The sequence below is a fragment of the Streptomyces pacificus genome (assembly GCF_011766325.1).
Classification (GTDB): Bacteria; Actinomycetota; Actinomycetes; order Streptomycetales; family Streptomycetaceae; genus Streptomyces; species Streptomyces pacificus.
In genome coordinates this window covers 184,012-208,547 of sequence record NZ_BLLG01000008.1, presented here as the reverse complement: position 1 = coordinate 208,547, position 24,536 = coordinate 184,012, and the positions used below count along the sequence as shown (strand labels likewise).

Genomic DNA, 24,536 nt, shown 5'->3' with positions numbered 1-24,536 from the left:
CGGGTGTTCATACGGGACGGGGGGCGTGTGCAGGCGTCATCGCAGCAGCGGGCGGCGGACCATCGGCCGTACTTCTTCCTCAGCTATGCGCACACACCGAGGGACGGTGCCGGTGTGCCGGATCCCGACATGTGGGTGGAGCGGCTCTTCCGGGACCTGTGCGGCCATGTGATGGCCATGACGGACCTCCCCGGCGGCGCGCAGGCGGGATTCATGGACCGGGAGATACGCTCCGGCGAGGGGTGGTCCGAACGCCTCGCCGAAGTGCTGTCCATCTGCCGGGTTTTCGTGCCGCTGTTCTCCCCCCGCTATTTCGCCAGCGAGATGTGCGGCAAGGAGTGGTACGCCTTCGCCCAGCGCGAGATCTTCCACCACGCCAAGAGCAACCGGCCCGCCGAGGCCATCGTGCCCGCCCTGTGGGTGCCGGTGCCGCCCGAGCAACTGCCAGGGCCGGCTGAGCGGTTGCAGTTCAACCACCGCGCCTTCGGCGACCGCTACGTCACCGACGGGCTCTACGGACTGATCAAACTGCGGATATTCGCCGAGGAGTACGAGCGGGCGGTGTACGAACTCGCCAAACGCATCGTCAGCGTCGCGGACACCACCGCCGTCGGGCCCAGCAGACCACTCGACTACCGGGAGGCCCCCAGCGCCTTCGGGCCCCCGGCTCCCGACGGCCCGCGCCGCACCGGCCCCCGCCCCATCCAGGTGACCGTGGCCGCCCCGACCCTGCACGACCTCCCCCCGGGACGCGACCCGCAGTACTACGGCGACCTGCCGCAGGACTGGAACCCCTACTACCCGGATGTGCACCGGCCGCTCGCCTACGTCGCCCGCGATCTGGTGCGGACCCTCAACTACCAGGCCACCATCGCCTCGTTCGACCATGACAGCACACCCCTGGACAGCAAGCAGGCCCCCACCAGACCGGAGCTGCTGATCGTCGACCGCTGGGCCCTGGAGGACGACGAAAGGCGCGAGCAGCTCGCCGCCTTCGACGCCGAGAACCGGCCCTGGGTCAGTGTCGTCGTCCCCTTCAACCGCGACGACCACCAGAGCCGCGGCGCCGAGGGCGTCCTCGGCGCCAGACTCGCCCAGACCCTGCCGACCAAGCTGGGCCAGGGCCGGGCTGCCAGCCGCGCCGCCGCCCGCGGTGTACCCAGCATGGAGGCCTTCGGCCAGATCCTCCCCCAGGTGGTGGAGGCCGCCGCCCAGCAGTACCTGCGCCATGCCCAGGCCTATCCGCCCGCCGGCGGCAGCCACACCGAACGTCCGAGGCTGCGCGGCCCCATGGCGGCCGAGTATGCCACCACGCACGACATCCCCGACACGCTCGACCATACGCCGGATGCGCCGGATGCGGAGGACTCGGATGACAGCCAGTCGTGACGGACGCATCGTCACGTTCTACTCCTACAAGGGGGGGACCGGGCGGACGATGGCCATGGCCAACACCGCCTGGGTGCTCGCCGCCAACGGCAAGCGGGTCCTCGCCGTCGACTGGGACCTCGAAGCGCCCGGCCTGCACCGCTTCTTCCATCCCTTCCTCGACCCGTCCACACTCGGTGCCACCACCGGTGTCATCGACCTGATCACCGAGTACGCCTGGGCCGCGACCAGCCCCGTGCAGCGTTCCGACGACTGGCACCGGGACTACGCGCGCATCCAGCCGCACGCCGTCTCCCTGGCGCCCGAGAGCCTCGGCTGGGAGTTCCCCGAGGGCGGCACCCTCGACTTCGTCTCGGCGGGCAGGCAGAACCGCGAGTACTCGGCGACCGTCTCCACCTTCGACTGGGACAACTTCTACGACCGGCTCGGCGGCGGGCACTTCTTCGACGCACTGCGCGACGACATGAAGGCCAACTACGACTACGTCCTCATCGACAGCCGCACCGGTCTCAGCGACATCGCCGACATCTGCACCGTCCACCTCCCGGACGTCCTCGTCGACTGCTTCACCCTCAGCGACCAGTCCATCGACGGCGCCGCAGCCGTCGCCCGCCAGATCGACGAGCGCTACGGCGGCCGCGGCATCCGCGTCCTGCCCGTCCCCATGCGCATCGACGAGGGCGAGAAGGAGAAGGCCGACGCCGGACGTGCCCTGGCCCGGCTGAAGTTCGACCGGTTCCCCACCGGTCTGTCCGGCGAGGAACTCACCGCCTACTGGGGCGCGGTGGAGATCCCCTACCGCCCCTACTACGCCTACGAGGAGACCCTCGCCACCTTCGGCGACGAGGCCGGACTCACCAACTCCCTGCTCTCCGCCTTCGAACGGCTCACCGCCGTCATCACCGAAGGCGAGGTCACCGCCATGCCCACCGTCGGCGAGGAGATCAGGCTGCGGATCAGGGACGTCTTCACCCGCCGCAGGCCCGCGCTGCCCGCCGACCTGTTCCTCAGCTACGTCGCCGAGAACCGGATGTGGGCCGACTGGATCGAGTCCGTCCTCACCCGCGCCGGCTTCCGGGTCGTGCCGCGCGACGTCTCCGCGGAACCGCCCGGGGACGGCGCCGCCCTCCCCGCACCCGAGAACGCCGCCCGCACCGTCGTGCTGCTCTCCAGCGCCTACCTCAAGTCGGCCCGCGCCGTGCGGGTGTGGGAGCGGGCCGCGGCCGAGGACCCCGGCGGGGGCCGCGGCCGCCATCTGCTGCCGCTGCGCGTCGGCGACGTACGCCTCACCGCCCCCTACATCGACCGCAACCCCGTCGACCTCTTCCGCCTCGACGAGGTGCACGCCACCGGCGCGCTGCTGCGTGCGCTGGACCGTCCGGTCCAGCTCACCGACGGGGTCGCGCCCGGCCCGCGCTTCCCCGGCACCGTCCCGAAGATCTGGAACGCGCCGGCCCGCAACCCCGGCTTCACCGGCCGGTCCCTGGTCCTGGAGCGGATGCGGGACCAGCTCAGCGGCGGCATGGCCGTCGTGCTGCCGCAGCCCCAGACGCTGTACGGTCTCGGCGGCGTCGGCAAGACCCAGGTCGCGCTGGAGTACGTGCACCGCTTCATGGCCGACTACGACCTGGTGTGGTGGATCTCCTCCGAGCAGACCGCCGACGTCGTCGCCGGACTCGCCGACCTCGCCACCCGGCTCGGCGCCCAGGGCGGCGAGGACATGGCCACCGCCTCGCAGGAGGCGGTCGACCTGCTCAGGCGGGGTGTCCCGACCTCCCGATGGCTGCTGGTCTTCGACAACGCCGACGACCCCGAGCAGCTCAAGCGGTTCTTCCCGAGCGGCGGCCACATCCTCGTCACCTCGAGGAACCAGACCTGGTCCCAGTACGGTGACGCCCTGCCCGTCGACGTCTTCCTCCGCGAGGAGTCCATCGAGCACCTCCAGCGCCGCGCGCCCGGACTCACCCTGCAGGACGCCGAACAGGTCGCCGCCGCCGTCGGCGACCTCCCACTCGCCGTCGAGCAGGCCGCGGCGTGGATCGCCGAGACCGCCACGCCCGTCGCCGCCTACCTGGAGCAACTCGCCCAGCAGGCGACCCGGGTCCTCGCGCTCAACCAGCCCGCCAACTACCCGGAGCCGGTGGCCGCGACCTGGAACGTCTCCATCGAACGCCTCAAGGAGCGCTCACCGGCCGCGGTGCGGCTGCTCCAGCTCTGCGCCTTCTTCGCCCCCGAGCCGATCTCGGCGAACCTCCTCTACAGCAAGGAGATGATCGACGCGCTCAAGCCGTACGACCCCTCCCTCCAGGAGAAGCTCGTACTCGGCCGCGTCATCCGCGAGATCGGCCGGTTCGCCCTCGCCAAGGTCGACCAGGTCTCCAACTCCATCCAGGTGCACCGGCTGGTGCAGGCCGTCATCCGCGCCCAGCTCGGCGAGGAGGAGCAGCGGGACGCCCAGCACGCCGTCCACCGCATCCTCGCCGGCGCCCGTCCCGACGACGACGAGCCGATCGACAACCCCGAGACCTGGCCGCGGTTCAACACCATCTGGCCGCATCTCGGCCCCTCCGAGGCCCGCCACTGCGAGGAGCACGAGACCCGCCGGCTCCTCATCGACCGGGTGCGCTACCTCTGGAAGCGCGGTGACTGGCAGGCCGCCGAAGCCCTCTGCGACGACCTGCGCGAGGCCTGGCGGCAGAAGCTCGGCAACGACGACCTGCAGTACCTCTACCTGCGCTTCCACCTCTCCAACATCTACCGCTCGCAGGGCCGCTACGCGGAGGCCAGGGAACTGGACGAGGTCACTCTGGAGCGCCAGCGCACCGTGCTCGGCCCGTCGCACCCGCACACGTACATGACCACCAGCGGGCTGGCGATGGACCTCGGCACCCTCGGCCAGTACAGCAGGGCCATGGAACTGGCCACCGAGGCGCACGAGGGGTTCAGCCAGATCTTCCACGAGTCCCACCCGCGCACGCTCGCCGCCGCCAACAACCTGGCGCTGAACCTGCGGATGGTCGGCCAGTACGCCCGGGCCCGCGAGATCGACCAGGACGTCTTCGACCGCCGTACCGAGGTACTCGGCCCCGAGCATCCCTACACGCTCTCCTCCGCCAGCTCGCTCGCCCGCGACCTGCGCGAGGTCGGCCGGTACGAGGACTCCGCCTCCCTGCTCAGCCGCACCTACGACAGCTACAAGCGGACTCTCGGCCGCGCCTTCCCCGGCACCCTGGCGGCGGGCAAGAGCCTCGCGGTGTCCCTGCGGAGGGCCGGCCGGCTGGAGGAGGCCCGACGGCTGACGACGGCCACCCGCAGCCGCTACCGCGCCAAGTACACCTCGGCCAACCCGGACTCCCTCGCCTGCGACCTGAACCTGGCTGCCGACCTGTTCGCGGCAGGGGAACCGGTGGCGGCCCGGGACATGGCCCAGGAGGTCGTCGACCAGTACACGAAGGTGCCGGGTGGGAAGCACCCCTACACCCTGGCCGCGATCAACAACCTCGGGATCTACCGGTGGGGCTGCGGCGAGCCCGAGGCCGCCGAGCACCTGCTGGTGGCCAACGTCCGCCGGATGACCGACATCCTCGGCCCCGCCCACCCGCACACGCTGTTCTGCGCCGTCAACCTCGCCAACGCCCGTGCCGACCTGGGCGAGCTGGAGTCGGCGCTGGAGACCGAGCGGCGGGCGGTGATGAGGCTGCGCGAGGCCCTGGGCGCCCACCACCCCGAGGTCCTCGCCGTCTCCTCCAACATCGCCGTCACCCTCGGCGCGCTGGGCCGCAAGGACGAGGCGGCGGCCCTGCGGGCGGAGACGGCGGAGGAACTGGCGCGGCTGCTGGGGGAGGACCACGCACTGACCCGGATCGCCAGGGACGAGCGCAGAACCCACCGCGACCTGGAACCGCTGGCCGTCTGACCGCTCACGCCCTCTGCTGTCTCTGTTCCCTCTGTTCCCTCTGCTCCCCTTGCGTGCTCTCTGCTCCCGTCGCTGTCTCCGCTCCGGGGCCGCCCTCCGCTCCTTCGTCCCGGAGGGCGGGCACGCTCAGGGGCGGAGGGAGCGGAGGGAACGGGGGCGTGCTCCGCCCACCCGAGGGCGGGGCGGGCGCTGGGAGTGCGGTTCCCCGCGGTCCGCGGCTGGTGGTCCGCGGGCTCCTGGGGCGGGGAGCGGGGGCTCGGCGGCTGCGGCCGGCGATCCGGCGATCTGGTGGCGTGGCGGGCGTTCGGGGGCGTGGTCGGCTGCACCGCTGGCTGGGCGGGTGTCCGGGGAGTCGGGACCGTTTCAGCCGCTCACCCCCCGGGTGTCCTCCGGGTGTCCTCCGGGTGGTCCTCCAGCAGCCAGGTGAGGATCGCGGGCAGTGCGTGCAGCGCGTCGAAGTGGGCCGCGGTCGGTTCCAGCACGGTCTTCACCCCCGGGATGCGCTGCGCCAGCCAGCGGGAGTGGCTGACGGGGGAGAACCTGTCCTTCTCGCCGTGCCACAGCATCACGGGCGCGGTGATGCCGGCGGGATCGAACCCCCAGGGGCCGCAGAAGGCGAGGGCGTCGTCGATCCAGCCGTACGCCGAGGTGCGCAGCGCCTCCTGGTAGTTGCGCAGCAGCATCGACCGCACGCCGGCATCCGCGACGACCATCCGGTCCGCATCGGTGAGGTCCCTGCGCAGGTCGTCCAGGAGCCGGACCGGGTCGCGCCGGATCTCCGCCGAGCGCATGATGAACCGCTCCGTAAGCCCGTCCGGGTCGACCGAGGCCCGTGTGTACTCGAGAACGTTCGACGCGGCCATGCCCTCGAACCAATCCAGCCCGTCCGCGTCCCGCGGCGCGAGCGTCACCAGCGCCGCGGCCCTGGTGACCCGGTCGGGCAGCAGCGCCGCACAGGCCAGGGCGTGGGGTGCGCCGCCGGAGCGCCCCACCACCGCGAACCGGTCCAGGCCCAGCGCGTCGGCGATCGTCCTCACGTCCGCGGCCACATCCGCCACGCTGCGGCCGGCCAGCCGGTCCGAACCGCCGTATCCCGGCCGGTCGTAGGCGATCAGCTGCATCCCCCGCTGGTACAGCACCATGCCGCGCGGCGCGGGTCCGAGGCGGCTGCCCGGAGTGCCGTGCAGCAGGAAGACCGGTCTGCCTCGCGGATCCCCCAAGCGCTCCACCATCAGATGCCGCCCGTCCGACGCGCGCACCCGACGCCGCACCCGCCGCCTCCTTTGCCTGGGCCCCGTGAATCCGGAGATGCCGCACATTCCCTGAGTGTCCCGTGTGTATGCCGTATGCGGCGGTATCGTCCTGGCCTTCCCCGCCCCCTTGATGATTACCCGTCGGAGCGAGAGGGGCGTAAGTCCCCAATGAGCCCGTCCGATGTGAGGATCCGGACAGGACTAGTCCTTATATGCTGCCCAAGGGCCGGTGGTGCGGGATGTTCGCTAACGGAACCGACCTGCGCGGACGGGGGCGTGAAGAAGCAGAGGGCGCGTCGTCGTGCTTGCGCGCGTCCTGGAGTCGACCTTGTGCACTACCGGCGCGTGTCGGAGCAGCGGGCGCCCTCCCCTCCGCTTCCGGGTACCCCACGTCCCCGTTCGCGTCCCCGCGGCAGGCACCGCGTCACGCATCGGCGCGTACCCGGAAGGCGCGCGGCGGTGGGGGCCGGAGCCCTCGACGCTCTCGTGGCGGCCGGCGCCGTCTTCCGGACTGCGAACCCCCGGCGACGGGCCGGTCCGCGGTCAGGGTGCGATGCCCTCCGCCTCTGCGGCCGGAAACCTCGCACGATGCCCGGTGGCAGCCCGGGCGGCTGCGCGCGGCCGGCGCCGGCCGGCGTCTGCCACGTGCCGGCGTCTGCCACGTGCCGGCGGCGCCGAGGACGGCCCGGCGGACCCCCGGTGACCGGGCCACCGCCCCCGCCACCGTGTGGGCGGCGACCGCCGGATCGTCGGCGCGACGGCCAGGGCGTCGACGGCCTGTTCCGGACGAAGGTCCGCGCCGGGCCGGCGACAGCGGCGGCTCTCCGGGTGGGACCGTCTGCTGGAGCGGCCTTCCGGCGGCAGCGGCCCGGCGGAGTGCCGTCGGCGAGCAGAAGCCGGCATGCGACATCGGGCACAGCGGTGCGTGCGTGGTGCGGTACCGGGTGGTGCGGTACCGGGGGGCGTCGCCTGGTGTGGCAGTGTCCGGCGGGGCCGGTCTGCGGCCGGTGCGTGGCCGGTTCGTGGCCGGTGCGTTCTCTCAGGGGCGGGCCGGGTCCCGGCCGTTCCGGGGGCGCAGTGCCTGGCGCACCGACCAGATGACCGACACGAGCGGTACGGCCACCACCGCGCCGATCACCCCGGCGGCGATCGCCCCCGTGACGACGGAGATGGCCACGACGAGCGGATGCAGCCGTACGGCCCAGCTCAGCACGAGCGGATGCAGTACATGCGCCTCGAGCTGGCCGATGACCACGATCAGCGCCAGGACGATCGCGGCGACGACCGGGCCTTTGGTGGCCAGTGCCACGACGGCGGCGATGGCGAGCGCGATGGGTGAGCCGATGAGCGGGACGAACGCGGCGAAGAACTCCAGCAGGGCCAGCGGCACGGCGAGGGGTACGCCGAGTGCGTACAGCGCCAGGCCGACCAGGACGGAGTTGGTCGCGGCCACCAGGACGATGCCGTGGGTGTATCCGGTGAAGGTGCGCCATGCGGCGTGGCCCGCGGCCGACACCCGGTCCCGGGCGGAGAGCGGCAGCTGGGCGCAGATCCAGCGCCAGTGCCCCTCGCCCGAGTGCAGGAAGAACACCGCGCAGAACAGCCCGAGCGCCAGCGTCGTCAGCACCTCCACCAGCCGGGCCGCGCCGCTGATGGCCGTACTGATCAGCGTGGACCGATGGCTGGAGAGGAACCGGCCGATCCGTGACTGGAGGTCGTTGAGCGCCTCCGGGTTGAGCCGGAACGGCGGTTGCTCCAGCCAGCGTTCGATGCGCTCGATCCCGGCGCCGAACTCGTGCTGCAGCACGGCCTGCTCACCGGCGACGGTCTCCCCGACCAGGGCCAGTACGCCGAGGGCGAGGCTGATGCTGCCGATCAGCGCGATGGCCACCGCGAGCGGCCGCGGCAGCCGGCGGGCCAGCAGATCGACCAGCGGCCGGAGCATCGCCGAGCCGACGAGACCGAGGAAGAGGGCCACGCCGATCTCGTGGAACCGCCCGAGGATCGAGAAGACGGCGTAGACCAGGGCGCCGACCACCAGCAGCCGCCAGGCGTAGGCGGCGGCCGCCCGCAGGGCGGGTGCCACCGCGGTGCCGGCGACGGGCGGGGTACCGGGCGCGGGGCGCGCGTCATCGCGCGCGCCGCCGCGCGCCGCGCGGAACCGGTACCGCGGGTGGGCGGATCGTGTGGGCATCGCCCGGACTGGTACCACCGGCGGGCGCGGGGTCAACGCGCGCGGGTCCTCATTCGCCCGAAGGCAGGGGGAGCCATCCCGGCCCGGAGTCTCCGTCATGTCTGTCGCGTCTGTCGCGTCTGCGGTGTCCGTTGCGGCCGTCGCTCCTGGCTCCGCCGTCTCCGCCGTCTCCGCCGTCTTCGCCGTCTTCGCCCAGCGGTCTCGGGGGAAACGGCGCTGCCCGGGGCCCGTCCGCCGGGGGCGGACGGGCCGGTACACGGCCGGTCGGCGGGCCGGGAGCGCGGCAGGGCCTACCCGGGACGGGTGTCGCACGAACGTTCGAAACTTGGTCTATGGTGGTGGTGAGAGGGGGGAAGTGGGAGCGGATTGACCAAGGAGGTGCGGATGCCCGGTTTCACGCATCTGCACACCGTGTCCGGCTTCTCCGTGCGGTACGGGGCCTCGCATCCGGAACGGCTGGCCGAGCGCGCCGCCGAGCGGGGGATGGGCGCCCTTGCCCTGACCGACCGCGACACCGTCGCGGGCGCGGTCCGCTTCGCCAAGGCCTGCGCCCGGGCGGGCATCCGCCCGATCTTCGGAGCGGAGCTCGCCGTCCGGGAGCGGGCCGTGAACGAGCGGGGCGTACGGGCCGCCGGCCCTGCCGCCCGCGTCGAACGCCGGCGCACCCCGGTGCGGGGCGGTGCCTTCATCGACGAGTCCGCGCCCCGTGTCACCTTCCTCGCCCGCGACGGCGCCGCGGGCTGGGCGGAGCTGTGCCGGCTGATCACCGCGGCCCACGCCGCCGGTGGGTCCCGGCCGCTCCTCGGCCGGGACTTCCTGGACGGAGCCGGCGGAGTCACCGGAGCCGGCGGGGCCACCGGGGCCACCGGAGGCGACGGGCTCATCGTGCTGCTCGGCCCGGACTCCGGGGTGGGCAGGGCCCTCGCCCAGGGGCGTCCCGACCGGGCCGCCCGGCTGCTTGTGCCCTGGCGGGAGCGGTACGGCGACGGACTCCGCCTCGAAGCCGTGCACCACGGGACCGGGGGTACGGGCCCCGGTTCGCTCCGTCTCGCCGCCCGCACCGCGGGCTTCGCCGCCGAGCAGGGGGTGCGGGCCGTCCTCAGCAACGCCGTGCGCTACGCCGATCCCGGCCAGGGCCCCGTCGCCGATGTCCTCGACGCGGCCCGCAGACTCGTCCCCGTCGACCCCGCCCGGGGGCTCGACAGCGGCGAGCGCTGGCTCAAGGGCGCGGACGGCATGGCCCGCGCGGCCGAGCGGATCGCCGAGGCGGCCGGATGGCGCCGCGACGCGGCGCACCGGCTGCTCGCCGCCACCGAGGAGACCGCCGCCGAGTGCCGCGTCGACCCCGAGCGCGATCTGGGGATGGGATACGCCTACTACCCGGAGCCGCATCTCGTGGGGGCCGCCGGGCGCGGCGCCCAGCGCGTCCTCGCCTCTCGAGCCGCGGCCGGTATGGTGCTGCGCGGCTACGACCGGCTGCCCCCGGCGCGGGCCCGCGCCTACTGGGAGCGGATGCACGCGGAGCTGGACGTCATCGCCTTCCACGGCAACGCCACCTACTTCCTGACGGTCGCCCAGGTCGTTCACGACGTGCGGGGGATGGGCATCAGGGTCGCCGCCCGGGGCTCCGGCGCCGGATCGCTCGTGAACCACCTCCTCGGCATCGCACAGGCCGACCCGGTCGAGCAGCACCTGCTCATGGAGCGCTTCCTGTCCAGGCGCCGGTTCGTGCTGCCCGACATCGACATCGATGTGGAGTCCGCCCGCCGGCTGGAGGTCTACCGCGCGATCCTCGACCGCTTCGGCGAGGAGCGGGTCGCGGCCGTCGCCATGCCCGAGACCTACCGGGTGCGGCACGCGATCCGGGACGTGGGCGCCGCGCTGAGCATGGACCCGGCCGAGATCGACCGGCTGGCCAAGGCGTTTCCGCACATCCGCGCCCGTGACGCCCGCGCGGCCATGGAAGAGCTGCCCGAACTGCGCGAGGTGGCCAAGGAGAGGGGCGGCCACCGGAGACTGTGGGAGCTGGTCGAGAGCCTGGACGCGCTGCCGCGCGGTGTCGCCATGCACCCGTGCGGGGTGCTCATCTCCGACTCCTCGCTGCTGCGGCGCACCCCCGTGGTGCCGACCAGCGGTGAGATCCCCCACGGCACCGCTGGCGCGGGTGGTTCCCCCTTCCCGATGTCGCAGTTCGACAAGGAGGACGTCGAGGATCTCGGGCTGCTCAAACTCGATGTGCTCGGCGTACGGATGCAGTCCGCCATGGCGCACGCCGTCGCCGAGATCGAACGGACCACGGGCCGGCGGATCGATCTGGACGACCCCGCCCAGGTGCCGCCCGGCGATCCGGCGACGTACGGGCTCATCCGCTCGGCCGAGACACTGGGCTGCTTCCAGATCGAGTCCCCGGGACAGCGCGACCTCGTCGGCCGGCTGCAACCCGCGAACTTCCACGACCTGGTCGTGGACATCTCGCTGTTCCGGCCCGGACCGGTCGCGGCGGACATGGTGCGGCCGTTCATCCAGGCGCGGCACGGGCGGGTGCCGGTCCGCTTCCCGCACCCCGATCTGGCCGGTCCGCTGGCGGAGACATACGGCGTCGTCGTCTTCCACGAGCAGATCATCGAGATGGTGGACATCATGACCGGCTGCGGCCGGGACGAGGCCGACCGGGTGCGGCGCGGGCTCTCCGACCCCGGGTCGCAGGAGCGGATCAGGGCGTGGTTCGCCGAACGGGCGGAGCGAAGGGGGTACACGGCCGAGGTGATCGCGCGGACCTGGGAGATCATCGAGGCGTTCGGCTCGTACGGCTTCTGCAAGGCGCACGCCGTCGCCTTCGCCGTACCGACCTACCAGTCGGCGTGGCTCAAGGCGCACCATCCGGCGGCCTTCTACGCGGGGCTGCTCACACACGACCCCGGGATGTACCCGAAGCGGCTGCTGCTGGCGGACGCCCGGCGGCGGGGGGTGCCGGTGCTCCCGCTCGATGTGAACCGGTCGGCGGTCGCCCATCGCATCGAACTGGTGTCTGATGGTGGGGGTTCCGGTGACGGGGAGCCCGCCGGCGGAGAGTCTGTGACCTGGGGGCTGCGGCTGGCGTTCTCCGATGTCCACGGCATCGGCGAGGCGGAAGCGGAGCGGATCGAGGAAGCGCAGCCGTACTCCTCGCTGCTGGACTTCTGGGAGCGGGCTCGCCCCGGACGACCGGCCGCGGAGCGGCTGGCGCAGGTCGGCGCGCTGGACGAGTTCGGCGCCAACCGGCGCGATCTGCTGCTGCACATCGCCGAACTGCACCGCGCCCAGCGGAGTGCGGTCTCCCGCGGTGGCCATGGCGGCCACGGCGGGCAGCTCCCGCTCGACGGCGGCCGCAGGACCGCTTCCATCGGACTGCCCGACCTCAACGAGGCCGAGCGGCTCAGTGCAGAGCTGGGCGTCCTCGGCATGGACGCGTCCCGCCATCTGATGGCGGACCACCACGTCTTCCTCGGCGAACTCGGCGCGATCCCCGCGAAGCTGCTGCGCGAGGCGGAGCACGGCGCGACGGTACTGGTCGCCGGAGCCAAGGCGGCCACCCAGACACCGCCGATCCGCTCTGGGCGGCGGGTCATCTTCACCACCCTGGACGACGGTACGGGCCTGGTCGACCTCGCCTTCTTCGACGACAGCCACGAAGCGTGCGCCCACACCGTCTTCCATTCCTGGCTGCTGCTGGTGCGGGGCGTGGTCCAGCGGCGGGGGCCGCGCAGCCTCAGTGTGGTCGGTTCCGCCGCCTGGAACCTCGCGGACCTGATCGAACTCCGGCGTGTGGGCGGTCTGGACGCGGTGGCCGAGCGGCTTGCCGCGGTGGGCGCGCAAGCCGGAGAGGGCGGAAGCGGGGGAGATGGGGGAAGGGGCAGCGGGGGTGAAAGGGGTGAAAGGGGTATAGGGGGCGGAAGGGGAGGCGGCGGGGGTGCGGATGCGTCCGGTGCCCAGGCCGGGGGCGGTCGCCGCATCCGGCTGTCCACCGGGTACGAGATGAACGCCTGGGCCGATCTGCGCCCCGCGGGCGAAGGGGCGGCCCCGGCGAGGAAGCTGTGGCACCGGAGCCCGGGGAGTGCGGGATGACGAGCGGGCAGGGGAACGCGGTTCCGCCGCGAGGCGACGGCGCGTCGGGCGGTGCGGGCGTGTCCGCGCCCTATGTGCCCTATGCGCCTCACATGTCGTCCGGGTCCGCGCCGTCCGCACCACCCGTGCCTTCCGCACCGTATACAGCGGATGCGCCGGACGCCTCGGCCGGGGGAGCGGACACCCCCGCCGGGGGCGCGAACGCGCCGACCGTCCTCTGCGTGCGCTTCCGCGGCGCCGGGGAAGAGGCGCCGGACGGTGCCGCCTTCGCGGGGCTGCTCGGAATGCTCGGCGCGGTCACCCCGGTGGTGGAGGCGGTCGGCCGGGACGCCGCGCTCGCCGATGTGAGCGGTGCGCTGCGGTACTTCGGCCGGGACGCAGCCGGGCTCGCCGCGCTGATACGGGTGCGGGCCCTCGCCCTGTACGGCGTCGACTGCGTGATCGGCGCCGGGCCCAACCCGCTGCTCGCCAGGATGGCGGCGCTGGAGGCCGGCTCCGGTACGACCCTGGTGGTGGAGGGCGCGGCGGAGTTCCTCGCCGGCCGCCCGGTCGCCGCGCTGCACGGCGTCGGCCCCGCGACGGCCCGCATCCTCTGCGGCTACGGGCTCGACACCGTCGACCGGCTCGCCGCCGCCCCTCTCGCCGTACTCCAGCGGATCCTCGGCGTGCGCACGGGCCGGGAGGTGCACGAGAAGGCCCGCGGTATCGACCGGACCCGGGTCGTCCCCAATGCGGCGGCCCGCTCCGTCGCGGGCGAACGCGCCTTTCCCCGGGACGAGCTGGACCGTGACAGGCACCGCCGCGCACTGCTCTCGCTCGCGGGGGAACTGGGGGCGAGGATGCGCCGCGACGGCCAGGTATGCCGTTCCCTGACACTCACCGTGCGCTACGCGGACCGCACCACGACCACCAGGACCCGGGTCCTGTCCGAGCCGACCGCGCACTCCGTGTCGCTCACCGGTGCCGCGTACCGGCTCCTGGACGTGCTCGGTCTGCAGCGCGCCCGGGTGCGTGCTCTGGCGCTGCGGGCGGAGGGGCTGGTCCCGGCCGAACGGGCCGCGCATCAGCTCACCTTCGACTCCGCCGATGACAAAGCGCGCCGGCTGGAGGCGGTCGCCGACCGGGCGCGGGCGAAGTACGGCCCCCGGGCGGTCATTCCAGGCTCTCTCGCCGCATAAGCCCCACCTCTGTGTTTCCGTGGGTAACCACGTGATCACACGGCTTGATGCTATTTCAGTTTTTACCAACGCGTAACTTCCCAGCCTTAGTTACCCATGCGTACGTTGGCATGAGCGCGCTCTTCCTGTGGTCCGGGCCACAGGATGAATCCCCGCATCCCCCCGCACTTCCCGCATTCCCCCACCCCCACATCACCCCCGCACCACCCCACTTCCGCATCACTCCCCACATCCCCGCACCATCCCCCACATCCCCGCCTCACCTCTCACATCCCCGTCTACCCGGATAGATCTCGCGCCCCCACGCCAATCCCGCATTTCCCTTGAGCCGCAAGGAGATCGCACCATGCTGTCCTGGAAGCGTGCCCTCAGACCGCTGACCGCCGCCCTGCTGGCGGTGGGGATCGGCCTCGCGCCGGCCGCCACCGCCCACGCAGCCGCCCCGTCGAGTGGCTGGAACAACTGGTCCTGCAAGCCCTCTACCGCCCATCCCCGCCCGGTGGTCCTCGTCCACGGAACCCTCGGGAACTCCGTCGACAACTGGCTCGGTCTCGCGCCGTACCTCGTCAAGCGCGGCTACTGCGTCTTCTCGCTCGACTACGGCAAGCTCCCGGGCGTCCCCTTCTTCCACGGGCTCGGCCCCGTCGAGGAGTCCGCCGAGGAACTCGACGGCTACGTCGACCGCGTCCTGGCCGCCACCGGAGCCGACGAGGTGGACCTCGTCGGTCACTCGCAGGGCGGCATGATGCCGCGCTACTACCTCAAGTTCCTCGGTGGCGCCGACGAGGTGAACGCCCTCGTCGGGCTCGCCCCGTCCAACCACGGCACGACCCTCCACGGGCTCACCGGCCTGCTCAAGTACTTCCCGGCCGCCGAGCACCTGCTCAATTCCGCGACGCCCGCCTTCGCCGACCAGATCGCCGGCTCCCCGTTCCTCACCAAGCTGAACGAGGGAGGCGACACCGTCCCCGGCGTCCAGTACACCGTCATCGCCACCAAGTACGACGAGGTCATCACCCCCTGGCGGTCGTCGTTCCTCGACGGGCCCAACGTGAAGAACGTGACGGTGCAGGACCTGTGCGCCCTCGACTTCTCGGAACACGTGGCCATCGGCCTGTTCGACCGGATCGCCTTCCACGAGGTGACCAACGCACTCGATCCCGCGAAGGCCACCAAGACGACCTGCGCGTCGGTCTTCAAATGATCTGACGGCCCGTGGTTCACGGGCCGGCGACCCGCACCGGACGCCCTGACGGCAGGCACGCCAGGGCCGTCCGGTGCTGGGCCGCGGCGCGAGCGATCCCGTCGTGGGCATCAGATCCATCAGATCCATCAGATCCATCGGGTCCGTCCCCTTCGTGGGCCCGGACGCTGCGAGGGTGCCGCCGCGTTCGCTCACCTGCGGCACCCTCGCCCGTACGACTCCTGCGCTTCGGCTCAGCGGCCGGCCCTGCGGCGCGTGGACGCGCGCACCCCTTGCATGCGGCGGACTTCGGGCTCTCCAGCCCCTCGGCGCAACACGCGGACACCCGGCTCACCGGATCCGTCATCCACCCGTGTGCGACGGCCGGGGCGGACGCCGCTCCGTGCCCGCGCGGCGGCGCTGCCCCTCGCCGGCCCCTCGTTGTCAGTGGCTGCTGCCAGGATCGGAACCATGACGACGATCGACCGGAACGACGGGATCGACTGGGACGCCGCCGCGGACACCTTCGACGAGGAGCCCGACCACGGGCTGCGCGACGCCGGGATCCGCCGCGCCTGGGCGGAACGGATGCGGCACTGGCTGCCGCCGCATCCCTCCGATGTGCTCGACCTCGGATGCGGCACGGGCAGCCTCGCCCTGCTCGCCGCCGAGCAGGGCCACCGGGTGACCGCCGTAGACCTCTCGCCGCGGATGGCGGACGCCGCTCGCCGCAAACTCGCCGGCACGACAGCCGAAGTGCTGACGGGACCCGCCGAGCGGCCTCCGGTCGGGGGCCGGCGTTTCGACGTCGCGCTCGCCCGCCATGTGCTGTGGGCGCTGCCCGATCCCGAGGCGGTGCTCGCCCACTGGGTGTCGCTGTTGCGCCCGGGCGGGCGGCTGGTGCTGGTCGAGGGGGTGTGGGGCGGCCAGGGGCTGCCCGCCACCCGGCTGATCGATGCCCTCGGGCCGCTGAGCCACCGGCTCGACCATGAGCGGTTGTCGGATGTGCCCGGGCTCTGGGGCCGACCGGTGCACGACGAGCGCTACGCCCTGGTGGCCAGGACGGGGCCGGTCCCGCACGGCGCAGCGGCCGGTGCGACCGCTGCTGGCACCCCTGCTGGGACCGCTGCTGAGAGCGGTCACGAGCCCACCGGCACGGCCGCCGATCAGTCCGGCCCCGAGACCGCCGACGCCGTCGCCGATCCGGCCTCGGTCCGGCACAGCGAGGTCGTCGACGTTCACCTCGTCCTGCGGCGCGGCGGTGACGTGCTGCTCGCCCGCCGGGCCGGTACCGGCTACGCGGACGGACTGTGGCACGCCCCGTCGGGGCACGTGGAGGACGGGGAGGACGTGCGCGAGGCCATGGTGCGCGAGGCGTTCGAGGAGACCGGTGTCGAGTTGGCGCCGGAGGATCTGCGCGTCGCGCTGGTCATGCAGCACCGGGGGCCGGGCGGCGCACCGCGCACCGGCTGGTTCTTCGAGGCGGTCCACGGGAAGGGCGGTGAGCCCTGCAACCGGGAACCGCACAAGTGCTCCGAGATGGCCTGGCATCCGCTGGCGTCGCTGCCCGAGGACATGGTCGCGTACGGCAGGGCCGGGTTCGCGGCGTACCGCAGGGGTGAGCGGTTCGTCCTCCACTGGCACGAGGACGACGACCCGGTGGGCCACGACCCGGCCGTCCCGGACCGTGCCGTGCCGCTGCCGATGACGGATGTCAGTCCAGCAGTCGGGTGAACCGGCCCTGCCGGGCGAGGAGTTCCAGGGCGTCCAGGGCGGTCTCGGCCTCCTCGGCCGCCCGGGGGTCCCGCTCGGTGAGACCGCTCGCGGCGAACTCGTCCTCGTCCAGCCGCACGACCAGGGCGCCGTCGGCCGACACCCACAGGTCCAGGTCCTCCACCACCAGCTCGCCCCCGGACACCCGGGCGGGCCGGGTGATGTCCGTGTACCAGCCCTTCAGCGTCCCGTCTCCCGCCCGGACCTCCTTGACGGCGTACCAGCGGTCGCGCCAGTAGTACTCGGTGAAGACGTCGCCCGGTGCGAAGCGGACGAACCCGAAGTCCTTCACATCGTCACCCGCCCACGGCGCCCGGACGGTGATCCGGGTGCCGTCGTCGGCGACGACCACCGCCGGATAGCGGATCTTCGTACGACCGGCCTTGACCAGGGTGACATCGACCCGGGAATCACCCCAGCGTGCGGACATGGCGCACCTCCGTCGCGCAGATCTCGTAGCCGAACCACTCGTTGACGGCGAGCATCGGGGCGTTGCCCGCGTCGTTGCCGGTGAACGCTTCGCTGCACCCGGCGTCCCGCGCCCGGTGCAGCGAGTCGTTCTTCACCAGCTTGGCCAGCCCGCGGCCACGGTACTCCCGGAGGGTGCCGGTCATGGCGGTCCAGTAGCGGGTCGCGCCGTCCGTGCGGGCCGCGCTGAAGGCCACCGGGCGTCCGTCCGCGACGGCGACCGAGGTCAGGTGCCGGCTGAGCATCGGATGACCCCAGGTCTCGTCGAGCCAGTGGCCGTAGTCGGTCAACTCGGTCGGCACATCGCCCGGTTCGTCCGCCGACGCGGCGGCGTCCAGCTCGAAGAGGGGCCGGGGGTCGCCGGCGAAGTCGGATGCCGGCACGATCCGCACCCCGTCCGGCGGGGTCCGCAGCGGCGGCAGCGTCCCGCCGGCCAGATCGAGGCGGAGGAAGTGCGCGGTGCGTCCGGCCCGGTAGCCGTGCCGCTCGGCGAAGGCACGGTGCCCGGGCTCGTCCAGCACCCAGGTGTATATCCGGGTGGCGCCGGCACCGGCCAGGTACTCCTCGGCGGCGTGCACGACGGCACTGCCCGCGCCCCGCCCGCGGCGCTCGGGGTGCACATAGACGTTCGCGTACGCGTCCCCCGGTTCGGGGCTGTCGTGGGCGAGCCCCACCCTCGCCGTGCCGATGACCTCCCCGTCCTCCTCGGCGACCAGCGGCCGGTAGCGGGAGTTCGGATGCGCATGCTCCCCCTCGAACACCAGGGCCTCGGGGGTGACGGGCAGGAACGGAAGTGCGGCGTGGCGGACCCGGGCGACGGCTTCGGCGTCTCCCGGCGCGCGGAAGGCGCGGACGATCACAGTCATAGCGAGGCACGCTACGTGTGCGCCCCCGTGTCCGCCTCTCGATTTCCCGGACGACCGCATCTGCGTGCCCGGGAGCGGGGGACGTGGGGGACAATCGACCGGTGACCCTGCACATCGTCATCGACACGGACGCGGCCCCCGCTCCCTACGAGCAGCTCCGCTCCCAGATCTCGGCCCAGGCCCGCTCGGGCGCGCTCCCCGTCGGCTACAAGCTGCCCACCGTGCGGGGACTCGCGGAGGAACTCGGCCTCGCCGCCAACACCGTCGCCAAGGCGTACCGCGCGCTCGAGGGAGACGGAGTGATCGAAACCCGGGGCCGAAACGGCACGTTCGTCGCGGCGGCCGGCGACGCCGCCGAGCGTCAGGCAGCGGCGGCCGCCCAGGCGTACGCGGAACAGGTCCACCGCCTCGGCCTGTCCAGCGCCGACGCGCTCTCTGCGGTGCGGGACGCGCTGCGCGCCAGCTACGGCGGGTGACCCCAGGTCCGGTGCCGTCGTCTGGTGCGTGCCCGCATGGACCCGGTCCGGTCCGGGGCCGGGCGAGGGCCGACCTCAGAGGTAGAGACCGGCGTCCGCCCCCTGGTGCTGGGACGGCACGGACGCCGGCGCCGTCCCCCGCCGCAGGGCGTACAGCTCCGCGAGCGTCGCGCCCTCGCGGCCGACCCCCTGCTCCGTGCCCAGCCAGGACACGGCCTCCTCGCGGGTGAGCGGGCCCACCTCGATCCGCGCGAGGCAGCGGCCCGGCCGGACGACCGCGGGGTGCAGCCGTTCCAGGTCCTCGTTGGTGGTGACGCCCACGAGGACGTTCCGGCCCTGGCCGAGCAGCCCGTCCGTCAGGTTCAGCAGCCGGGACAGGGCCTGGCCCGCGGCGTGCCGGGCCTCGCCGCGGATCAGCTCGTCGCAGTCCTCCAGGAGCAGCAGCCGCCAGCGTTCCCTGGCCGTGCCCTCGTCCTCGCCGATCGCGATGTCCATCAGATAGCCGACGTCGTTGAACAGCCGCTCGGGGTCCAGGACGCAGTCCACCTGGCACCAGTCGCGCCAGGAGCGGGCCAGCGTCCGCAGCGCGGAGGTCTTCCCCGTGCCCGGCGGACCGTGCAGCAGGAGCAGCCGGCCCGCGATGTCGTCCGGCGTCACCTTCATCAGCCGGTCCATCGCCTGGGCCACCGGGGCGGTGTAGTTGGGCCGGATCTCGTCCCAGGTGCCGGCGCTGATCTGGCGGGTGGTGCGGTGCGGGCCGCGGCGCGGGGAGACGTACCAGAAGCCCATGGTCACGTTGTCGGGCTGCGGCTCCGGTTCGTCCCGGACTCCGTCGGTCGCCTGCCGGTGGACGTGCTCGGCGAGTTCGGAGCTGACCGCGGTGACCGTGATGTCCGCACCGCGGTTCCACCGGGAGACCAGCAGGGTCCAGCCGTCGCCTTCGGCGAGCGTCGCGCTCCGGTCGTCGTCGCGCGCGGCGCGCAGCACCCGGGCGCCCGGCGGCAGCAGTGTGGCGCCGGGCTTGACCCGGTCGATCGTCGAACTGTGCGAGAAGGGCTGCTCGCCCGCCGCGAAGCGGCCGAGGAACAGCGCGTCGACGACATCCGACGGCGAGTCGCTGTCGTCGACGTTGAGCCGGATCGGCAGAGCGTGCTCAGGCGTGGCGGTCATGGCGCCATGATCGGGCACCTCGGCTGCCGGTGCACGGCCTTTTGGGCCGTGCCCCCGGTCTTCCCGGTCCTCGCGCGCCCCTGGCGCCGCCGGGTTCGCGTCCCTGGCGGACTCCCGGCTGCGGCCGGTCTCCGCGCGCCCCCGGCGCCCCCGTTCCCGCCCCGCCTACGCGGCACTCAGCCGCGCAGCGACCGGGCCGCCCTCCTGGTACGGCGCAGGACGGCGTACCCCTGGGTGAGGATCCGGTCCAGGGCGAAGCCGCGGGCCACGCCCCGGCCCTCGACGAGCCGTTCGAACTCCCCTGCGCCGGTGGAGCGCCGCACGGTCAACCGCTCCAGGGCGTACGGTCCCTGCCGCCGGCGGGCCAGGGCGTTCCCCACCGCCAGTGACTGTGCGAAACCCGCCGCACGCACCACCCGGCGGACCCGCCGGCTGGAGTAGCCGTAGGGGTAGGCGAACGAGACCGGAGCGGTGCCCAGTTCGGCGGTGATGATCTCCTTGCAGCGCAGTGCCTCGGATCGGAGCGGGCCGTCGTCCAGCTGGTCCAGCTGCGGATGGGTGTGCGAGTGTCCGCCGATCTCCGTGCCCGCCGCCGCGAGTTCCCGCACCTGCCCCCAGTCCAGCATGGTGTCGGGCGCGCCGCCCTCGTGGTACGGGCCCCGCAGCCAGCCGGTCGACACGAACAGCGTCGATGCGAAGCCCAGCTTGTCGAGTACCGGAAGGGCGTGCCGGTGCACCCCTTCGTAGCCGTCGTCGAAGGTGATCAGCACCGGCCGCGGCGGCAGCGGTTCCCCGTGCCGCCAGGCCCGGCCGAGTCGTGCGGTGGTGACCGGGGTGAACCCGAGTCCGCCGAGCAGCTCCATCTGTTCGGCGAACGCCTCCGGCGTCACGGACAGCCGGTGCGCGGCCGGCGCGGGCCGGTGCGCCACCGCGTGGTACATGAGAACGGGGACGGCCTCGTCGTTCAACGGATACCGCCTTCCAGGCGCGGGGTGTGCGCGGTGACCGGGCCGTACGAGAGCGCTACCCCGGGGCGGGTCCGGGCCCGCGCCACGGTGTACCCGGCGGCTGCCGCGGTCACGCCGACGGCGATGGCCCCTGCGCGGCCGGCTCCGCCGGGGCGGCCGCGCAGGGCGTCCCGCAGCCCCCGGAGCACGCCCGCCGGGAGCACGCGGGTGGCGTAGCGCCGCTCGGTCTGAAGGCCCTTGCCGCTGCCGACGCTGCGCGAGACCAGGGCCTTGGACAGCCCCTCGGCGTAGCTGCGGCTGCGGAAGTAGCGGAAGGTCTCCCTGGCCGCGGGGACCTTGTGGTGGATGACGGCACGGTCGTCGATCAGCAGCACCGCGTCCGGGAGGGCCCGTTGGAGCCGGATGCAGAGTTCGGTCTCCTCGCAGCCCAAGGGCCGTCTGCCGCCGTCCCTTCCGATGCCGGTGGCGAACCCGCCGGCGGCATCGAAGGCGGTGCGGCGGAAGGACGCGTTGCCGCCGAGGACGTTGCGGACCGCGACGCGGCCGGGCGGCAGCCCGCGGTAGGTGCATCCGACGACCCAGTCGAACTCCTCGGGGAACCACAGCGGCCGGCGGCCCGACGCCCAGACCGGCAGGGTTCTGCCGCCGACGGCCATCACCCGCGGGTCGCCGTAGCCATCGGCCAGGTGCCGCAGCCAGTCGCGTTCGGCCACGGCGTCGTCGTCGAGGAAGGCCACGAACTCGCCGAGGGCCGCGGCGACACCGGTGTTGCGGCCGGCGGAGAGGCCGCGGGGGCCCGCGTTCGCGAGCACCCGCACCTCCTCTCCGGGTGACGGTGCCTCCCGGCCGGGCGTGAACTCCTCGGTGAGCCGCCCGAGCAGCCGGGGGTTGTGGTCGACCACCAGCAGTGTTTCCAGCGCCGGAAGCGACTGCCGGCGCACCGAGTCCACGGCGGCGAGGATGTCCGTCCAGCGGTCCCCGGTGTAGACGCAGATCACCACGGAGAACGCCGGATGGCTCACGGCACGTCCTTTCGGGGGGTGTTGAGGGTGGCCGGCCCGGTTCGGGCGGCGCGGCGGACGCCCTTCTCCCTGAGGATCACCCTGAGCACCCGCAGTCCGTCGCGGACGGCGCTGAGGTTGCTGACGCCGTGGATGCGCAGATACTCGTGGCTGGGGACCTCCTGGACCCGCAGTCCCGCCTTGACGACTCGGATGTTCATCAGGGTCTCGATCTCGAAGCCGGTGCAGTCCAGGGTGATGCTCTCCAGGCAGTGGCGCCAGAAGGCGTTGTAGCCGTAGCAGAGGTCCGTGTAGCGGGCGCCGAACTTGGCGTTCACGATGCCGCACAGGACCCGGTTGCCGAGCTTGCGGATCGGCGTCATGTCGTCGGTTCCGCCGCCGTTGGCGAAGCGCGAACCCTTGGCGAAGTCGGCACCGCCGACCAGTGCGGACACATAGCTCACGATCTCCTGGCCGTCCGCCGACCCGTCCGCGTCGACCATGACGATGATGTCGCCGGTGCAGGCCGCGAAACCGCTGATCAGCGCGTCCCCCTTCCCCTTGCCGACTTGTTTGACGACCTTGACGTCGGGCCGCAGCCCGCGGGCGACGTCCACGGTGGCGTCCGTGGAGTTGCCGTCGACGAGCACGACTTCATGGATCCACTCGGGAAGGGTCCCGAAGACGTGCGGGAGGTTCTCGGCCTCGTTCATCGCCGGGATCACGACGCTGACCGGCGGGGTGATGGCGAGGTGGGAGGAGATCGGACGGTACGGGGCCGGTATCCGGCCGGGCGCGGCGGTGGCTGTGGACGCCGCGGCCGGTGCGGGCGCATCGGCCAGGGCCGGCGCGTCGTGCGGACCCGGGGCCGCCGGGCGCAGGAACGAGCTCATGAGTCGGTTTCCCTCTCGTCCGGTGGACCGCCCGCCCCCGGGCGGTCCGGATGAGTGTCCGGTTCGAAAGGGGGGTTGCTCTCACCCCGGCCGTCACGGCATGGATCTCCGTGCAGGCCGGGCCGGCCTGCACGGCCGGCCGCGCGGTACGCGACTCGGCACAGGTGCGGCCGAGCGCGGCACCCCCCTACCGCGCCCCGCCCCGGACCGTCGCGACGTCAGACCCCTCCCCAGGAGTCGCCTTTGCCGGCCCGTTGCGGGTGGATGTACGACGGTATTGATGATGAGGACTATATGACAAGACCTGGCCATAGGGCGCATTTTTCTGCTTTTTCCGCCGTCGGATTCTGGAATGCGCGGAACTGCCACGCAATGCGGTATTCGAGGGGCGGGAATTCATCGCAGTGACGGCTGTGGCGTGCCGGTGGCGGACAGGGGGCGCACGGCACTGTCCCGCCGCCCTGGGGGCGGCGCGTACGCCGTGCGCGGACTGACACGAGTGCCCCGAGCGCCGCTTCCGTGGTCACCGGCGCGGGGGGCCCGGCCGGTGTCCGCCGGGGGCGCGCCGTTCGTCGGGGAACGCCCGCCTCGGCATCTCCGTCGGCGTGTTTGTCGGTGCGTACGGCGCGTTGCCGCAATGCTGGGCTCTGTCCTGCCCGCCGTCTCCGGTGGGCCGTCAGGAACGACCGCGTGACGCCCCCGTTGCCTGCCCGCATTATTCTTGGCATGAACACTTCCGGCCAACCGGGGTGCGTGCTACGACAGTTGGGCAGAGATCCTGCTCATGGGAGGTTCCATGAAACTGTCCCGCATCGCGGCACTCTCGTCCGCACTCCTCCTCGGCGCCGTCCTCGCCCTCACCGGCACCGCTCAGGCCCATGCCGCGCGATCCGCGGCCGCGGTCGACTACGTGGCCCTCGGCGACTCGTACTCCTCCGGCCTCGGTGCCGGCGCGTACCTGAGCAGCAGCGGCTCGTGCAAGCGCACCAACCGGGCCTACCCCGCCCTCTGGGCGTCCGCCAACGCACCCTCGTCGTTCGCCTTCACCGCCTGCGCGGGCGCGCGTACGGGTGACGTCCTGGCGAGCCAGCTCGCCCCCCTCCACGCGGGCACCGACCTGGTGTCCCTCACCATCGGCGGCAACGACGCGGGCTTCGCCGACGTGATGACGACCTGTGTGCTGCAGTCCGAGAGCACCTGCGTCGCCCGGGTCGAGGAGGCCAAGCGCTTCGTGGACTCGACCCTCCCCTCCCGGCTCGACTCGGTGTACTCGACCATCAGCTCCAAGGCGCCGTCCGCCCGGGTCGTCGTCCTCGGGTATCCCCGCTTCTACAAGCTCAACGGCAGCTGCATCACCGGACTCACCGAGCGGGAGCGCGCAGCGATCAACGGCGGAGCAGACCACCTCAACGCGGCCATCGCCAAACGGGTCGCCGACCACGGCTTCACCTTCGCCGACGTCGTGCCGACCTTCACCGGGCACGAGATCTGCTCGGGTGCCTCATGGCTGCACAGCATCAACTGGCTGAACATCGGCGAGTCGTACCACCCGACGGCCTCCGGGCAGTCCGGGGGCTATCTGCCGCCGTTCCGGTCGGCCGCCTGACGGACCGGACCGACCCGGCTGAAAGCACCGGACCAACGGCCATCACCGCGGACCCCGCAGCACCTCCGGCCCGTGCCCGTCCTGCGAGCACACCGTGC

At 72.8% G+C, this 24,536-nt stretch carries 16 protein-coding genes; 8 read left to right on the top strand and 8 right to left on the bottom strand.

What is annotated here, in order from left to right; translation table 11 throughout:
• Positions 1–27 precede the first annotated feature (27 nt).
• Positions 28–1,389, top strand: a complete 1,362-nt coding sequence (fsxC, locus tag SCWH03_RS15970; RefSeq protein ID WP_254076784.1) for an FxsC protein — start codon at positions 28–30, stop codon at positions 1,387–1,389.
• The gene (gene fxsT / locus SCWH03_RS15965; RefSeq protein WP_173264907.1) at positions 1,373–5,305 is read left to right on the top strand and encodes an FxSxx-COOH system tetratricopeptide repeat protein; all 3,933 of its coding nucleotides are present in this window, start codon (positions 1,373–1,375) and stop codon (positions 5,303–5,305) included. The genes fsxC and fxsT overlap by 17 nt, the downstream gene beginning before the upstream one ends.
• Positions 5,306–5,676: 371 nt before the next feature.
• On the opposite strand, the gene SCWH03_RS15960 is transcribed toward fxsT, so the two are convergent.
• Positions 5,677–6,576: an alpha/beta fold hydrolase gene (locus SCWH03_RS15960; RefSeq protein ID WP_216854753.1), complete on the bottom strand. Its 900-nt coding sequence runs from the start codon at positions 6,574–6,576 to the stop codon at positions 5,677–5,679.
• A gap of 1,021 nt (positions 6,577–7,597) precedes the next feature.
• A complete protein-coding gene (locus SCWH03_RS15955; protein WP_254076783.1) occupies positions 7,598–8,752 on the bottom strand; it encodes an AI-2E family transporter in 1,155 nt (384 codons plus the stop codon).
• Between the two features lie 384 nt (positions 8,753–9,136).
• Here SCWH03_RS15955 and SCWH03_RS15950 point away from each other — a divergent pair, with 384 nt between their 5' ends.
• The 4 genes from SCWH03_RS15950 to SCWH03_RS15930 all read left to right on the top strand — a co-directional run bounded on the left by SCWH03_RS15950 (position 9,137) and on the right by SCWH03_RS15930 (position 16,951).
• Positions 9,137–12,856, top strand: coding sequence for a DNA polymerase III subunit alpha (locus SCWH03_RS15950; protein ID WP_173264905.1), 3,720 nt, complete (start codon positions 9,137–9,139; stop codon positions 12,854–12,856).
• Positions 12,857–13,077: 221 nt separating this feature from the next.
• Positions 13,078–14,034, top strand: a complete 957-nt coding sequence (locus tag SCWH03_RS15945; RefSeq protein WP_173264904.1) for a DNA polymerase Y family protein — start codon at positions 13,078–13,080, stop codon at positions 14,032–14,034.
• A 346-nt stretch (positions 14,035–14,380) separates the two neighbouring features.
• Positions 14,381–15,238 carry an esterase/lipase family protein gene (locus SCWH03_RS15940; RefSeq protein ID WP_173264903.1) on the top strand — a complete coding sequence of 286 codons (858 nt, stop codon included), beginning with the start codon at positions 14,381–14,383 and terminating at the stop codon, positions 15,236–15,238.
• A 450-nt stretch (positions 15,239–15,688) separates the two neighbouring features.
• Positions 15,689–16,951, top strand: coding sequence for a methyltransferase domain-containing protein (locus SCWH03_RS15930; RefSeq protein WP_173264902.1), 1,263 nt, complete (start codon positions 15,689–15,691; stop codon positions 16,949–16,951).
• Here the strand turns inward: SCWH03_RS15930 and SCWH03_RS15925 are convergent.
• Complete coding sequence (locus SCWH03_RS15925) at positions 16,932–17,420, bottom strand: ribonuclease FAU-1 family protein (protein WP_173264901.1); 489 nt, start codon at positions 17,418–17,420, stop codon at positions 16,932–16,934. The genes SCWH03_RS15930 and SCWH03_RS15925 overlap by 20 nt on opposite strands.
• Positions 17,401–18,324: a GNAT family N-acetyltransferase gene (locus tag SCWH03_RS15920; protein ID WP_173264900.1), complete on the bottom strand. Its 924-nt coding sequence runs from the start codon at positions 18,322–18,324 to the stop codon at positions 17,401–17,403. The genes SCWH03_RS15925 and SCWH03_RS15920 overlap by 20 nt, the downstream gene beginning before the upstream one ends.
• A 101-nt stretch (positions 18,325–18,425) precedes the next feature.
• On the opposite strand from SCWH03_RS15920, the gene SCWH03_RS15915 reads away from it, so the two are divergent.
• Positions 18,426–18,800: a GntR family transcriptional regulator gene (locus SCWH03_RS15915; RefSeq protein WP_173264899.1), complete on the top strand. Its 375-nt coding sequence runs from the start codon at positions 18,426–18,428 to the stop codon at positions 18,798–18,800.
• Positions 18,801–18,875: 75 nt separating this feature from the next.
• On the opposite strand, the gene SCWH03_RS15910 is transcribed toward SCWH03_RS15915, so the two are convergent.
• The 4 genes from SCWH03_RS15910 to SCWH03_RS15895 form a co-directional block, all read right to left on the bottom strand.
• A complete protein-coding gene (locus tag SCWH03_RS15910; protein ID WP_173264898.1) occupies positions 18,876–19,970 on the bottom strand; it encodes a DUF5925 domain-containing protein in 1,095 nt (364 codons plus the stop codon).
• 176 nt (positions 19,971–20,146) lie between these two features.
• A complete protein-coding gene (locus tag SCWH03_RS15905) occupies positions 20,147–20,938 on the bottom strand; it encodes a polysaccharide deacetylase family protein (RefSeq protein WP_173264897.1) in 792 nt (263 codons plus the stop codon).
• Positions 20,935–21,960 carry a glycosyltransferase family 2 protein gene (locus tag SCWH03_RS15900; RefSeq protein ID WP_173264896.1) on the bottom strand — a complete coding sequence of 342 codons (1,026 nt, stop codon included), beginning with the start codon at positions 21,958–21,960 and terminating at the stop codon, positions 20,935–20,937. Before SCWH03_RS15900 ends, SCWH03_RS15905 begins: the two co-directional genes overlap by 4 nt.
• Entirely contained in the window at positions 21,957–22,832 is an 876-nt protein-coding gene (locus tag SCWH03_RS15895) for a glycosyltransferase family 2 protein (RefSeq protein ID WP_173264895.1), read from the bottom strand. Before SCWH03_RS15895 ends, SCWH03_RS15900 begins: the two co-directional genes overlap by 4 nt.
• Before the next feature lie 796 nt (positions 22,833–23,628).
• Between SCWH03_RS15895 and SCWH03_RS15890 the strand changes: the two genes are divergently transcribed.
• Entirely contained in the window at positions 23,629–24,438 is an 810-nt protein-coding gene (locus SCWH03_RS15890; RefSeq protein ID WP_173264894.1) for an SGNH/GDSL hydrolase family protein, read from the top strand.
• Positions 24,439–24,536: the final 98 nt, after the last annotated feature.